Annotated in this window: 14 protein-coding genes and 1 pseudogene; 10 read left to right on the top strand and 5 right to left on the bottom strand. The window is 43.4% G+C overall.

Going from position 1 to position 14,767, the window contains the following annotated elements; genetic code table 11:
* The first annotated feature begins 12 nt into the window (after window positions 1–12).
* Together A5886_RS11690 and A5886_RS11685 are read left to right on the top strand one after the other, a co-directional pair.
* A complete protein-coding gene (locus tag A5886_RS11690; protein ID WP_086275293.1) occupies window positions 13–2,091 on the top strand; it encodes a heavy metal translocating P-type ATPase in 2,079 nt (692 codons plus the stop codon).
* A 117-nt stretch (window positions 2,092–2,208) separates the two neighbouring features.
* Window positions 2,209–2,733, top strand: a complete 525-nt coding sequence (locus tag A5886_RS11685) for a prevent-host-death protein (protein ID WP_086275292.1) — start codon at window positions 2,209–2,211, stop codon at window positions 2,731–2,733.
* Between the two features lie 73 nt (window positions 2,734–2,806).
* On the opposite strand, the pseudogene A5886_RS11680 reads toward A5886_RS11685, so the two are convergent.
* Window positions 2,807–2,974 (bottom strand): annotated as a pseudogene (locus A5886_RS11680) (DUF2087 domain-containing protein); the annotation flags it as partial.
* Window positions 2,975–3,226: 252 nt separating this feature from the next.
* Here A5886_RS11680 and A5886_RS11675 point away from each other — a divergent pair.
* The 4 genes from A5886_RS11675 to A5886_RS11665 all read left to right on the top strand — a co-directional run bounded on the left by A5886_RS11675 (window position 3,227) and on the right by A5886_RS11665 (window position 7,870).
* On the top strand, window positions 3,227–4,399 hold the full coding sequence (locus A5886_RS11675; RefSeq protein WP_086275291.1) for a pyridoxal phosphate-dependent aminotransferase: 1,173 nt from the start codon (window positions 3,227–3,229) through the stop codon (window positions 4,397–4,399).
* 170 nt (window positions 4,400–4,569) lie between these two features.
* On the top strand, window positions 4,570–5,481 hold the full coding sequence (locus A5886_RS11670) for a phosphate ABC transporter substrate-binding protein PstS family protein (protein ID WP_086275290.1): 912 nt from the start codon (window positions 4,570–4,572) through the stop codon (window positions 5,479–5,481).
* A 115-nt stretch (window positions 5,482–5,596) separates the two neighbouring features.
* Window positions 5,597–5,770 carry a hypothetical protein gene (locus A5886_RS15895; RefSeq protein ID WP_179190031.1) on the top strand — a complete coding sequence of 58 codons (174 nt, stop codon included), beginning with the start codon at window positions 5,597–5,599 and terminating at the stop codon, window positions 5,768–5,770.
* A gap of 93 nt (window positions 5,771–5,863) precedes the next feature.
* Window positions 5,864–7,870, top strand: a complete 2,007-nt coding sequence (locus tag A5886_RS11665; RefSeq protein ID WP_256926212.1) for a GH25 family lysozyme — start codon at window positions 5,864–5,866, stop codon at window positions 7,868–7,870.
* Between the two features lie 53 nt (window positions 7,871–7,923).
* On the opposite strand, the gene A5886_RS11660 is transcribed toward A5886_RS11665, so the two are convergent.
* Both A5886_RS11660 and A5886_RS11655 read right to left on the bottom strand, forming a co-directional pair.
* Window positions 7,924–9,669 carry a sensor histidine kinase gene (locus tag A5886_RS11660; RefSeq protein ID WP_086275289.1) on the bottom strand — a complete coding sequence of 582 codons (1,746 nt, stop codon included), beginning with the start codon at window positions 9,667–9,669 and terminating at the stop codon, window positions 7,924–7,926.
* Window positions 9,669–10,370: a response regulator transcription factor gene (locus A5886_RS11655; RefSeq protein ID WP_086275288.1), complete on the bottom strand. Its 702-nt coding sequence runs from the start codon at window positions 10,368–10,370 to the stop codon at window positions 9,669–9,671. The genes A5886_RS11660 and A5886_RS11655 overlap by 1 nt, the downstream gene beginning before the upstream one ends.
* Before the next feature lie 144 nt (window positions 10,371–10,514).
* Here A5886_RS11655 and A5886_RS11650 point away from each other — a divergent pair, with 144 nt between their 5' ends.
* From A5886_RS11650 to A5886_RS11635, 4 genes are all read left to right on the top strand, one after another.
* Window positions 10,515–10,988 carry a 2-thiouracil desulfurase family protein gene (locus A5886_RS11650; protein ID WP_086275287.1) on the top strand — a complete coding sequence of 158 codons (474 nt, stop codon included), beginning with the start codon at window positions 10,515–10,517 and terminating at the stop codon, window positions 10,986–10,988.
* Entirely contained in the window at window positions 10,978–11,316 is a 339-nt protein-coding gene (locus tag A5886_RS11645; protein WP_086275286.1) for a putative DNA-binding protein, read from the top strand. The genes A5886_RS11650 and A5886_RS11645 overlap by 11 nt, the downstream gene beginning before the upstream one ends.
* 14 nt (window positions 11,317–11,330) lie before the next feature.
* Window positions 11,331–12,749, top strand: coding sequence for a signal recognition particle protein (gene ffh, locus A5886_RS11640; protein ID WP_086275285.1), 1,419 nt, complete (start codon window positions 11,331–11,333; stop codon window positions 12,747–12,749).
* Window positions 12,750–12,889: 140 nt separating this feature from the next.
* Window positions 12,890–13,084, top strand: coding sequence for a CsbD family protein (locus tag A5886_RS11635; RefSeq protein ID WP_086275284.1), 195 nt, complete (start codon window positions 12,890–12,892; stop codon window positions 13,082–13,084).
* A 99-nt stretch (window positions 13,085–13,183) separates the two neighbouring features.
* Here A5886_RS11635 and A5886_RS11630 read toward each other — a convergent pair whose 3' ends face one another.
* A complete protein-coding gene (locus tag A5886_RS11630) occupies window positions 13,184–13,582 on the bottom strand; it encodes a GNAT family N-acetyltransferase (protein ID WP_086275283.1) in 399 nt (132 codons plus the stop codon).
* Window positions 13,583–13,624: 42 nt separating this feature from the next.
* Complete coding sequence (locus A5886_RS11625) at window positions 13,625–14,692, bottom strand: endonuclease/exonuclease/phosphatase family protein (RefSeq protein ID WP_086275282.1); 1,068 nt, start codon at window positions 14,690–14,692, stop codon at window positions 13,625–13,627.
* Window positions 14,693–14,767 lie beyond the last annotated feature (75 nt).

The raw sequence follows: 14,767 nt of genomic DNA, 5'->3' as shown, positions 1-14,767 counted from the left end.
AGGCTGTATAGGATGGGAAAAGAAACAGAAGACCACGCTATGATGGACCACCATCATATGGATCATGAGCATATGGATCACGGACACATGTCTACACATGACCATCATGAAATGAGTGGTATGGACCACAGTATGCATATGGGCAATTTCAAACAAAAATTTTGGCTTTCGCTTATTTTAGCGATACCGATCATTTTCTTGTCACCAATGATGGGGGTTGATTTGCCTTTTCAATTTACTTTCCCAGGTTCTGACTGGTTGGTTTTGTTGTTAGCAACGATTTTGTTTTTCTATGGCGGAGCTCCTTTTTTGAGTGGCGCCAAAATGGAATTGCAGCAAAAAAAGCCGGCGATGATGACCTTGGTTGCCATGGGGATCAGTGTCGCCTATTTTTATAGTCTGTATGCCTTTGTGGCCAATCATTTCTTGACCGGTGCGCATGTGATGGACTTTTTCTGGGAATTGGCAACATTGATCGTCATCATGTTGTTGGGGCATTGGATCGAAATGAATGCCGTGATGAATGCTGGGAATGCGCTTGAACAGCTAGCAGCACTATTGCCTAAGGAGGTCACACGCAAAACAGCCCAAGGGGAAGAACGTGTGCCCCTGGATCAAGTTGCTGCGGGGGATCAGTTGATTGTTCGTGCGGGTGATAAGGTACCGACGGATGGCACGGTGCTTGAAGGCGAAACCACGATTGATGAATCCGCCGTTACTGGGGAGTCCAAACGGGTCACCAAAAAAAGCGGTCAATCCGTGATTGGCGGCTCTGTCAACGGCAATGGGTCAATCGTGATCGAAGTAACTGGCACTGGAGAGAGCGGCTATTTGGCCAAAGTTATGGCATTGGTACGCAGTGCGCAAGCCGACAAGTCAACATTAGAGGTATTGTCGGATACAGTCGCTAAGTGGTTGTTTTATGTCGCAATGATAGCCGGGATCGGTGCATTTGTGGTTTGGCTCGTTCTCTCAGATTTGCCAACTGCCTTTGACAGAATGGTGACCGTCTTTGTGATTGCATGTCCCCATGCGCTAGGCTTGGCGATTCCATTAGTGATTGCTCGTTCTACATCGATTGCCGCCAAAAACGGTCTCTTACTGCGGAACCGTCAAGTATTAGAAAATGCCCATGAGGTCGACGCATTGATCGTAGACAAAACAGGTACTTTGACACAAGGACAATTCGCAGTCACAGCTGTCGTTTCAACAGGAGCCATGAAAAAAAATGAGGTACTTGCCTCCTTTGCGGGCTTGGAGAAGACTGCCAATCATCCAATTGCCGAAGGGATTTTAGCCAAAGCTGATGCAGAAGGGATCTCGCCAAAAAAAGCTCATGACATCCAATCAAAGGCTGGCATTGGGTTGTCTGGGGTGATCGATCAAGAAACTTGGGAGATCGTCAATCAAAAAGGGTTAGAAAAACTTGATCTGACAGCACCTGAGGACAAAATCAAATCTTTCAAACAACAAGGCAATACCATCAGCTATTTGGTGCATCAGGGTGCACTTGAAGGAATCATCGCGTTAGGCGATCAGATCAAGGATGAATCCAGCGACTTTATTCAAACGTTGCATGAGATGCAGATCACGCCTGTTATGGCAACTGGAGACAACCAAGAAGCGGCTGAGGCTGTCGCAAATTACTTGGGCATCAAAGAAGTCCACGCCGCACTTTTGCCAGAGGACAAAGAACAGCTCGTTAAGTCCTATGTCACACAAGGCAAACGCGTAGTGATGGTTGGCGATGGCATCAATGATGCACCAAGTTTAGCCAGAGCAACAATCGGTATTGCGATTGGTGCAGGCACTGACGTGGCAATCGATTCGGCTGATGTTATTTTGACCAACAGCAATCCCAAAGATATTTTGCATTTCTTATCTTTGGCCAAAGAAACCCGTCGTAAAATGATCCAAAACCTTTGGTGGGGGGCTGGCTATAATATTGTGGCGATTCCATTGGCTGCAGGCGTCTTGGCACCGTGGGGAATCTTGTTGAACCCAGCGGTGGGAGCAATCTTGATGTCACTTAGTACAATTATCGTTGCAATCAATGCCATGACACTCTCAATCAAAAAAGAAACAGAGTGAGTGTTGTCAAGTAGCTAAAATTCAACACAGCTTTCATGTACACTGCCAAAATCTTGTGTAACCTCCATGATACTTTATGCTATAATGAATGCGTTGAGAACAAGGAGGACGTTGATTATGGAACTGAAGAAGTTGGATGTTCCCACTACTTCGATCACCGAAGTAAAAAAATCTCCGATGGATGTATTTAATCAAGCGCGAGAAGCCGGGACAGCCGTCTATGTATTCAATCGTGAAAAAGTGGCGGGGGTCATGTTGACACAAGAACAATACGAGAAATTACTACAAGAATTACACGATCTGCGGGCCAGACCGATGGTAGAAGAAGTCGAAGAGCCGGCAGTCGAAGGTTTGGAAGAATTTCTGCATATCATGCGTCAAGCGTTGATCACTGGCGCCAGCATTTCGGCAAAGAACTTAGATGAGCGGATGGTCGCATTAGGATTTATTACCCGTAAAACGGGTTTTGGCGGCGTCGTTGATATGATCAGCGAGTTGAAAGAAACTGGCAAGATCATGTATCAGTTGAGGAAAAAACAAGAAGGCAAGGCAATCACCGCAGAAGTGATTGGCGAGCAAGACAACCAAACCCAATTGTTTGATAAATTGATCATCAAGAAAATTTTCTTGAAAGAAAAATAAATAGCGATACAGAACACCTGTGCTAGACACTAAAAAAACAACATGCCTCGTGAAAATGAGGCGTGTTGTTTTTTTAGTTGCGCCAGTAAGTTTTTCCGTCTTTTGTCCGTTTCATGAACCCATATTCAATCAAATAGCGTCGGAGGGTGACATAATCGGTGATTGATTGCTTCAATATATCATTAACGGCAGCTTCAGAATAGTTTTTATCGGAAGCAAAGCGCGCTGCAATCACACATAAAATGATCAATTGAATGAAATCGTGCAAAATAAACAACGATACGCGGTGTCGCTTTGATGAAATGCTTGTTGATATTCTTCTAATAGTTAGGTGTGGTCATTAAACATTTGACTCTCCTTCGTTTGTTTATAAATATGCAAATACAAAATATAGTTGAGTGAAGTGTCCTTTTCAGCTTAATTTTACCAAGATTTTATGGTAGGATTAACCACAATAGCGATTCAATTGCTTACACCAAAGGAGTGATCATGCATGGCAGATGTCAGTCAACGTTTTAATAAAGAAGTTTACAACATAGCAGTATCTTTGATCCGTCAATTCGATGAGCGGGTATCCGCGATTCCGGATATTTTGAAGTTAACCCTAGGAGAGCCTGATTTCAATACACCTGAGCACGTCAAACAGTCTGGTATAGCAGCGATTGAACAAAATTTCAGTCATTATTCAGGGATGGCAGGACTTGCCGATGTGCGAGAAGCAGCCAGTTTATTTCTCAAAACCAAATATCAATTAGACTATGATTATCAATCCGAGGTCTTGGTCACGATTGGTGCGACGGAAGCCATTTCTGCTTCGTTATTGGCCACTTTAGAACCCGGGGACAAAGTGATTTTGCCAGCACCGATCTATCCTGGTTATGAACCGGTCATCACATTGGCGCATGCCACACCTATCTACTTAGATACCACTGATAATGATTTCGTTTTGGCACCAGAAGTCTTAGAAGCTGCGCTAATAGAGCATGGGGATCAAGTCAAAGCCGTTATCTTGAATTACCCAAGTAACCCAACTGGTGTGGTTTATACAAAAGAAGAAGTCAAAGCATTAGCAGATGTATTGAAAAAATATCCTGTTTTTGTGATCAGTGACGAGATTTACTCGGAATTGACTTATGATGAACCCCATGTGTCGATTGCCACGTATTTACGTGAGCAGACAATCGTGATCAATGGCTTATCAAAATCCCATGCCATGACGGGGTGGCGGGTCGGCTTTATCTTTGCCCCAGCAATATTGACTGCCGAAATTATCAAGGTCCATCAATATCTAGTCACCGCCGCATCAACGATTTCCCAAAAAGCAGCTGTTCGGGCATTGGTTGAAGGCATCAATGATGCAGAAGTCATGAAAGCTGATTACCGTGCCCGCCGCGATTACTTATTTGAACAAATGACCGGCCTAGGTTTTGATATCGCTAAACCTTCAGGCGCCTTTTACCTCTTTGCCAAAATCCCTGCCGGCTTTATCCAAGACTCGATGGCATTTTGTGTCGACTTGGCAGAAAAGAATCAACTGGCGATTATTCCAGGTATTGCCTTTGGTCCAGAAGCAGAAGGCTATGTCCGACTGAGTTATGCAGCCAGCATGGAGAATCTAGTGGAAGCGATGAACCGTCTAACAGCGTACGTCACTGATCATCAGTAAGAAGAGCAGATGCTCTTCTTTTTTTTCATTTAGTTGACAGTCAACAGACACCAACAACGCGCTGTTCTTTACAAAAGATTTACACAACACGCATGATTCTTTACATGAAATCTATCAAGGGTTTACATCGACTTGTTACACTTAGCCTATAACGAAAGGAGATTTATCGAATGAAAAAATTGGGACTTTTATTTTTTGCAACAGGATTATTATTAGCAGGCTGTGGCAGCAGCGGTGGCAGCACCGACAGCAGTCAAGCTGCCAGCGGATCGGCTTCTTCCGGTAGCGCTGCAACAGAAAATGTAGAAATTTTAGCAGTAGGATCAACTGCATTGCAGCCTTTGGTTGAGGCAGCCAGTGAAAGTTATTCATCTGAAAATCCCAACTATACCATTACAGTTCAAGGCGGAGGCAGTGGTACTGGATTGAGCCAAGTTGAAGCTGGCGCTGTAACTATCGGTAATTCTGACGTCTTTGCAGAAGAAAAAGACGGTGTCGATGCCAGCAAATTGGTTGACCACAAGGTCGCTGTTGTAGGGATGGCGCCAGTCGTCAATAAAGAAGTCGGTGTAACGGAGATTACTAAACAAAACTTGATTGATATCTTTACCGGCAAAGTGACCAACTGGTCAGAATTAGGCGGAGCGGATCAAGAAATCGCTGTGATCAATCGGGCGTCAGGCAGTGGAACCCGTGCAACATTTGAAAAATGGGGTCTGGATGGTGCTGAAACGATCCAAACACAAGAACAAGATTCTTCTGGTACAGTACGCAAAATCGTTGCTGAAACACCAGGTGCGATCAGCTATCTTGCATTGTCTTATCTAGATGACACGATCCAATCATTGGCATTAGACGGTGTGGAAGCAACTGCTGAAAACATTGCAGACAATCAATGGCCAATCTGGTCTTATGAACATATGTACACCAATGGCGAACCAGATGCCAATGTCCAAGCATTCTTAGATTATATCTTGACGGATGATGTCCAACAAGGTGCGGTCAAAGAACTAGGCTACTTGCCAATCACTGAAATGAAAGTCGAACGCAGTGTTGATGGCGATGTAACCAACGTCGAATAAATATAGCGCCCCCAGCGCATCTTCTCCCAAGAGAAGGTGCGCTTTTTATGCATTTGTCGACTGTTCCTCTATCGCAGTTAAGCAAGCATCAGGTATGCTTAGAAGGAGCGACAGGATGACATATAGGCATATCGAGATCTTTACGATCAGTCAATACAACAAAAACAAAGAGAAAAAAGGCTATTTTCCTCAATCAGGTGTAGTCATCAATGTTTTTTTCGAACCAAATTTTTCTACACAGCATGTTGCGGTGGGGTTTAACAAAGTATTTGGTATAGCCCAGGTATAATGATTCAAAAAAAGCCTATAAATGGCTTTTTTTTGTGTTTTTTTTCATTTTTTTCTGTAGAATAGTAGTAACGGTATTTGAAAGGGGAAACACATGAGTAGAGGTAAAATGAATCGTACAAAAATCGGGGTAATGGCTTTAGCGGTATTCTTTTTAGGTGCTGTTGGTACATATGCTGAAACAACACAAACAAGCAGTGAGACGTCAAGCAGTCAAACGGCAACAGCGGTCATCACTAGTACACAGGAAACAGAATCTGCACCAAGCAGCGACAGCTCCAGCAGTAGCAGTACCGCAACAGCTGAAACCAGCACGTCAGCAAGTGTTTCAAGCAGTTCAAAAACAGGTGCCTCATCTAGCGATACAACGGAAGTATCTTCTTCAAGCGAAACACAAGAAACAGAAGAGACGGAAGAGCAAGTCTATTATGATTTCAGTCTAGGATTAGATCCGACCTATCGCAATCGTTCCGATATCAAGGTCAGTCTAGCACGCACGGCACGTGTGGCGGCGACAGTTCCGTATATCGAAGCCGGTGATCCCACAACGCCTAGTCAAGATTTTATCGATATTTCTTCTCATAATGGGTTGATCAGTGTCGACCAATTCAAGATCATCAAAAGTTACGGTGTATCTGCAGTCGTTGTCAAATTGACTGAGTCCACGTCCTATCAAAATCCATTGGCCGCTTCACAGATTGCCAACGCCAAAGCAGCAGGGTTGATCGTACATGCTTATCATTACAGTTGGTACACCACTGAAAGTGGCGCCAAAGCCGAAGCAGATTATTTTGTTGATTATGCCAAAAAACTGAATTTGCCAACATCGATACTTATGGTCAATGACTATGAAGATTCCAGTATCAAGAACAAGGCCGATCACACAGCATTGGCAAAAGTTTTTGAAAACCGGATAAAAGCGAAAGGTTATACCAATACTCATCATTACATCGGTATCTCGTGGATCACAGAGAAAGTGATTGACCCAGATGCTTTAGGCAAGAATAAAGTCTGGATTGCACAGTATCCCTATGAACCTGTGGCACAAAAACATACAGAATATAGTGCATGGCAATGGACTTATAATGTGACGTTTCCAGGTATATCCGGCACCTTTGATATGAATTCTGATTATAATAATTACTTTACCAGTCAAGGTCAAGGCGGTGCCATTACAGATGGGCGTTATGCAACCATCACCAAAGACAATTATACAATCTGGCAAAATTTTTCTTGGACCAAAAAAGCCGATTCAAAAGCCTATCTAGGGCAAACTTTGCAGATCAAAGTCCGCTATGAGCACGTGAATGGCAGTACCTATTATTCATTGTATGACAATCAAGGGAAATGGGTCGGGTACATCAATGCCGGCGGCACCAAAGTCGCAAGTGGCCCTCAGGGGAATTGGCAAGCAAAGACTGCCTATGTGAAGTTCAAACAACAAGATACGATCTATCGTGATTTCAGTTTCAACAAAACCACCAAAGTCACAGCCGCCATGCTAAAAAATACCTACAAAGTCACCGGGACATACCGTCATTTCAACGGGACTGTTTATGATTCAGTTTATGACATGCAGGGCACTTGGATTGGGTATATCCCAACGAGCAAACTCACTATTCAGGGAAATCAAGGGCCAGCTGTCAGTGATGGTCGTTACGTGACGATCAAAAGCAGTAATTATTCGATCTGGCAAAATTTCTCATGGAAATCAAAGGCATCTAGCAAGGATTATCTCAATCAAACATTTCAAGTGAAAGTGCGCTATGAGCATTTGAATGGCAGTGTCTATTATTCATTGTATGACAACAAAGGCAAGTGGTATGGCTATATCAATGCTACTGGTACAAAAACTGCAAATAATGCTGGTGGTGCCGCAATCTCTAGCAACAAATCAGTCAAAATCACCAGCAAAAACTATTCGATCTGGCAAAATTTTTCTTGGAAAGAAAAAAATAAAAGCAACAATCTATATGGCCAAACCTTCCAAGTCAAAGTCTATTACCATCATTTCAACGGCAGTACCTACTATTCACTATATGACAGTAAGGGAACATGGTACGGGTATATCAATGCCAACGGAACGAAAGAAGTCAAATAAGCCTTTTGATCTTATGCGTTGCTAACCAATACAAAAACCACGAAGCACACAATCTATGTCTGCTTCGTGGTTTTTCCATTTGCTATGGGTAAGGACAGCGTAAAGGTTGTCCCAATGTTGGGGAAGCTGTCTACGGCAATTGAGCCACCCAAAATCGTTGTATAATCTTTGACGATCGCCAATCCTAAACCAGTGCCGCCAGAATTGCGGGCGCGAGCCTTGTCAACACGGTAGAAGCGTTCAAAAATGCGTTCCTGATCTTCTTCCGCGATCCCGATACCTTGATCAGCCACTTGTAAGACCAACTGACCCTCAGCTATATCATAAGACAGCGTGATCGTACCGCCTTGTTTGGCATATGTAACGGCATTTTCAATCAAATTTTTGAGGATGGGCTGCAACAATTCCAATTTGCTTGTGATAATCAATGGCGCTGGACCATGAATAGCGAATACCAGTTGTTTTTGCTCCGCAAGAGAATAGTATCTTTGACAAATACTTGCTACGAGTTCTGCAATATCGATGGACTGCTCTTCATAAGCAAAAGAGTCGCTGTTTTTGGAGAGTTGGATAATTTCTTGAATCAGATTTTTTAAACGATGGGCATCCTTTTGAATGATCTCCAGAAAAGATTGCAACGTTTCAGGATCTTCTTTGGCGCCATCAAGTAACGTTTCTGTAAACCCAATCAAAGAGGTGACAGGTGTTTTCAATTCATGAGAGACATTGCCGACAAAATCTTTCTGCATTTTTTCCAGTTGTCGAATCCTTGTCAGATCATAGGCTAAGCCAATCAGTTGGTTTTCTTGGAATGAACGCAGCGTGACATCCAATACACGTGGACGATCATGACTGATAGTCGTTTCAGCATGCAAAATAGGTGCATGTTCTGTAAACTGATAAATCAATTGGATCAACTGGGTATCATGGATCACTTCGGTAAATGGTACCGGCAAGGGTGGCAGCGTGTTGATGCCTAATTGATCTTGCATGGTTGGGTTCAGCAGAAGTAAACGATCCTCCGCATCAATGATGAAGACACCAATCATCAATTCACCTAATAAATCATATAGTTGGGCCTCCGAAGCGGCATAGGCGCGATAGGTTTGGCTCATCTGTTCGCTTAGTTGATTGATCATCTGATACAATTCATCGTGTTCAGGTGTTTCTTGCATGATAATGGCTTGCTGATCTGGGGAAGAAATCATTTTTTTGAGCACAGGTAATATTGTTTGGACTGGCCGATTCCTTTGGCGCAATGTGTGGAAAATCAGCATACTGACAAACATGCAAAAGAGAACATAGACCAGCAAAATCGATTGTTCGATCGACTGACTTTTGGCAAAAAAGGCCGCTGTCGGTTCAGCGATCCGCAGAATTTGCGTAAGTGCACCGTCTTCTTTGATGGCTACCGCAACGTAGAGCAATTCTTCATGCAGCGTATCACTTTCTCTGAGGGATTGGCCGACAGTGCTGCCTCGCAAAATCGCTTTGACTTCTGGCCGATCCGAGCGGTTTTCATGCAAAGTGTGATCATAGGTATCATAAATAATGACACCTTGCGCATCCATGAGCGTCATCCGGCTGTTGCTGTCTTGGACGTAGGCATCCGCAAACTGCTGCAACGTATCTGTTTGGGTTTGTGAGAGATTTAGAAAAATCGAGGCTTTTTCTTCTAAAAAATCAGCCTGTTGTGCGATGACTTGTTGGCGATAAAAACTACTCAGTAATTGCCAGCAAAGCACAAAAATAACCAGTAAGATCGTGGCCCAGATGCCATAGCTGAAGCGTTTTTTCATCATTCCGGCTCCTGAAATTTATAACCGAAGCCGCGGACGGTGACCAAATACTTTGGTTGTTTCGGATCTGTTTCGATTTTTTCCCGCAGATGGCTGATATGGACATCGACGATCCGGCTCTGCCCATCAAAGTCAAAATTCCAAATCCGACTAAGTAAAGTATCGCGATCGATAACGCGGCCTTTGCGTTTCATAAAGTACACCAAGAGTTCAAATTCCTTCGGCGTCAAAAAGATTTTCTTTCCAGCGACAGACACTTGGTAATTGGTGAGGTCTGCTTGGATTTGCCCAACATGGAGCATTTCGGCAGGTTGATCTTCCTCACGGACACCTCTTGGTTCCAACCTGCGGGAGATTGCTTTGATTCGTGCCACAACTTCCCTTGGACTAAATGGTTTCGTCAAATAGTCATCGGCGCCAATTTCTAACCCTAAGATCCGATCGATAGGATCATCTTTGGCAGTCAATACCAAAATCGGTGTGTCAACTTTTTCCTGTCGCAATTTTTTGGTGATTTCGATGCCATCCATCGAGGGCAGCATCACATCCAAAATAATAAAATCAAATGGCTCCGCAACCGCCAATTCAAAGGCTTCTTTGCCATCGGCTGCCGCAACCACCCGGTAGCCTTCTTTTTCTAGATTAAACGTTAAAAGTGTGACGATCGATGGTTCATCATCCACAACGAGAATTTTTTTCATACGAGCTCCTTTTGTTTCTCATCAGAAACGAATCATTTTCAATAAACAAGACCTATTTTAGCACGAATAGAGAATTGGTACTATTGTATCGGTCAAATAAATGCTATAATAGAGGACGATTTCATAGAAAGCTGAGGGGTTTGTATGATTGGAATCAGTGCTTGTCTGGGCGGTGCGTTATGTCGCTATGACGGGAAAAGTCAATCTGTGTCTCAGTTGATGACACTGGTACAAGAAGGACGCGCGATCATGGTCTGTCCCGAAGTCTTAGGCGGCTTGCCGATTCCTCGAGATCCGGCTGAAATCATAGGCGGGGACGGTGTCACTGTCTGGCAAGGAGCTGCGCGCGTGATGACTGTTTCAGGACAAGATGTCACCCAGCAATTCAAAGAAGGCGCAATTGTAGCCTATCAGAAGCTGCAAGCACTTGGTATCAATCAGCTGATATTGAAAGAAAAAAGCCCATCCTGCGGCAGTCAGATGATTTATGATGGTCAGTTTTCTGGTATCAAAAAAGCCGGCGTAGGTGTTGCTAGTGCTTATTTTCGACAACAAGGCATGCAAGTGATGTCAGACGTCGAGTGGCTTGAAAGCCTGGAGGAAGCAAATGGAAATTGAAAAAACCAATCGAATGAATGCATTGTTTGAATTTTATTCCACATTGCTGACAGAAAAACAAATGAATTACATGGAATTGTATTACGGAGATGATTTTTCACTAGGCGAAATCGCTGAAGAATACGAAATCAGCCGTCAAGCTGTCTATGATAATATCAAGCGGACGGAACGCATCTTAGAAGATTATGAAAAAAAGTTGCATTTGTTTTCTAATTACATTATGCGAGAAGCGTTGCTTGAGCAACTGACTGACTATACACAAACCCATTATCCAAAAGATGAAACATTGCAAGGGTTTATCCAACAGTTCCAAGAAATTGAAGAATAAAGGAATGAATAAAAATGGCATTTGAAAGTTTAACAGATCGCCTCCAGCAGGCAATGAGCAAATTGCGCCGCAAAGGCAAAGTGACTGAAGCTGACGTAAAAGAAATGATGCGTGAAATTCGTTTGGCTTTACTAGAAGCCGACGTAAATTTACAAGTCGTCAAAGAATTTACCAAGAATGTCCGTGAACGGGCAATCGGTGTTGAGGTATTAGACAGTCTTTCCCCAGCTCAACAAATCGTCAAAATCGTGGATGAAGAACTGACCAAAACGTTGGGTTCAGAAACAGTCGGTATCGAAAAATCACCGAAAATCCCGACAATCATCATGATGGCAGGATTACAAGGTGCAGGTAAAACGACCTTTGCTGGTAAATTAGCCAATCATTTGATGAAGACCGAAAATGCTCGCCCGTTGATGATCGCAGGGGATATCTATCGACCAGCGGCGATCGACCAATTGAAAGTATTGGGTCAACAACTGAATGTACCTGTGTTTGATATGGGTACGGATGTGAGCCCTGTAGAGATCGTCCGTCAAGGGTTGGCAGTGGCGCAAGAAAAGAAAAATGATTACGTCCTAATCGATACAGCTGGACGTCTGCACATCGATACGCAGCTGATGGACGAATTGAAGCAAATCAAAGACTTGGCACAGCCAAATGAGATTCTGCTGGTGGTCGATGCGATGACAGGGCAAGATGCGGTCAACGTTGCGGAAAGCTTCAATCAACAATTAGGCATCACTGGTGTCGTGATCACCAAATTAGATGGCGATACCCGTGGTGGGGCTGCACTGTCTATTCGTCAAGTCACTGGGGCACCAATCAAATTTACCGGTACTGGCGAGAAATTGACTGACCTTGAAGTCTTCCATCCAGATCGGATGTCTAGTCGTATCTTGGGTATGGGGGATATGCTGACCCTGATTGAAAAAGCCCAACAAGATTATGATGAGAAAAAAGCCGAAGAGCTGGCACAAAAGATGAAGGAAAATTCCTTCGATTTCAACGACTTCGTTGAGCAAATCGACCAAGTGATGGGCATGGGACCAATCGAAGACTTGTTGAAAATGATTCCAGGTATGAGTCAAATGCCGGGAATTGAAAATGTCAAAGTCGATCCCAAACAAATTGCCCGCCAAAAAGCCATGGTCTATTCAATGACCCCAGCGGAACGGGAAAACCCAGATTTATTGAATCCAAGCCGTCGCCGCCGGATCGCGGCAGGTTCAGGTAATAGTGTGGTTGAAGTCAATCGAATGATCAAACAGTTCAAAGAATCCCGCAAAATGATGCAGCAAATGAGCAAAGGCAATATGAACATTCCAGGAATGGACCAAATGTTCGGCGGCGGTGTCAAAGGGAAACTAGGCAAAATGGCAATGAACCGCATGGTCAAAAAACAAAAGAAGAAGAAAAAGAAACGGAAATAAATCAAGAGACGATCAGGCAGCCTATGATACATAACTTAGGCTGTCTTTTGTGTATCATGAAATAGGCATGCAAATCATTCGTACTTTCTCCTCGTTGGTGCTACTATTTAAGTATAGAAAAGAAGAGAGGAGCATTGACGATGACAAACAAAGATCGTGTAGAAGGTAAAGTAACCGAAACAAAAGGCAAACTTACGGGGGATGACTCCGAAGAATTGAAAGGCAAAGCCCAAAACAACTACGGCAAAGCCAAAGACAAAGTAGAGGATTTCGCTGACGATGTTTCTCGTAAAGTGAATCACTTCTTCGATAAGAAAGACGACAAAAGAGATTGATCCATAAAGCAACCCCCGCTCATGTTCTGTGAGCGGGGGTTTTTAGTGTAATAACAACATGTTTTCTCACGTCATCGATCGTCATCAAACAAGCTTCTTTTATAGATAAAATTTAGTCGTTCCCGTAAAGGGGGTGTCTGCAAGATGTGCGAAAACCGAGAAGCCATGTCCTTCATAAAATGATTTTGCTTGATAATCTTGTGTGTTCACGGTCATATACAAACAATTTTGTTCGTGGGCAATTTCTTCAAGTCTCTCGATTAAACGTGAGCCAATCTTTTTCCCTCTAAATTCTTTGGCTACACCTAACATGGATAAATGAAGGGTATTGCCAAACAAAGATGCGGTCAAGCCACCCAGCCATTGTTCATTTTCTATTGCACAAATAGAAAATGTATCTTTTATGGGAGGCGAAGCAGTGAGTTCAGCAGACTGTTGGTGTAAAATCGTAGCAATTGCTTCTTCATTTTCAATTGAATCTGTATACACAAGCACCATGGACGGTTCCTCCTTACGTGTAAGAGTATGAAGCAGTCATTCTCACTTTAGCGTAAAATCGATCACAACTGGATTATGATCGGAATACTCAAATGCGCCATCGTGAACGGCCACTTGTTCGACAGTTATATTGTCGGACACCATAAATCCGTCTAAGACACTGACATAAGACACACCAGGTTCATAGGGAATATCTAATTTACGCGTCGTGGGAATTGATTCTTCAGCAATCTGGCCTTTAGGGATGCTAAAGCCTTCAGGTAAAGTCGATTCCGGGAAAGGTTGGTCCCAACTATGGCGGTCAGCTGTCGTCTTGAAAATCCTCGGACTATTGGCCAGCATATCATGGTTAAAATCGCCGCCAACCAATACATAGTTTCCTGCCTGATAGGCAGCAGTCATCACGTCATACAATTTATTGATCTGCGCTTCTTGCACAGCGGGATCATCCGTATAGGCGGATAAGTGAACGTTGATCGCAATCAATTCTTTGCCATTTGATACGGGGAGATGACTCACAGAAAAGGCCCGGTCTAAATCAAAAAATTTATTGAAATTGGTTTCGATCGGCAATGAATAACGGGTGGCTTGTGTGATCTCACTCTGGGCAAGGGTCACGAGTCCAGAAGTCGCTTTGCCGATTGGTTCTAAGAATGGATAGAATAAATAAGCAGACTGATAGTTTTTTGCATAGACACTGCTGTTGTCAGCAAATTGTTGTTGCAAAAAGGCTACTTCATCCACATGGCGAGAACGATCCCCATCTTGATCGACTTCTTGGAAAAAAGAAATCGTTGGATCAATTGATTCAGTGGTAGCAGCCACACCTGCCATATTTGATTCAACAGTTGCTTGGTCTTTGGCGCGGGCGCTTTTTCCACCATCCATAAAGAAAGTGTAATCGGCGGTATAGGCACCATAGCCAATATTGAAAGTCATCCCACGATAAGATTGGTTCGTGGACAAGGTTTCCTGATTATTGACGTCAGGCGTTAATTCTTGATTATCAGCGATGCGATGATAGCTTAGGAACAAATAAGCGATGTAGCATAGCAATGCCACCAGAATGACTCCAACGACAACACCAATATAAAGCATTATTTTTTTCATTGTCCCCCTCCTTGTTCATATCATACAAAAAAGCCGACAGAAAAACCAGTTTTACTGACAGCGTAAAACTGGTTT

Origin of the sequence: Candidatus Enterococcus testudinis, assembly GCF_002140915.1 — a bacterium.
GTDB lineage: Bacteria > Bacillota > Bacilli > Lactobacillales > Enterococcaceae > Enterococcus_D > Enterococcus_D testudinis.
The sequence above is the reverse complement of the archived record's forward strand: the minus strand, read 5'-3'. Positions and strand labels throughout refer to the sequence as shown.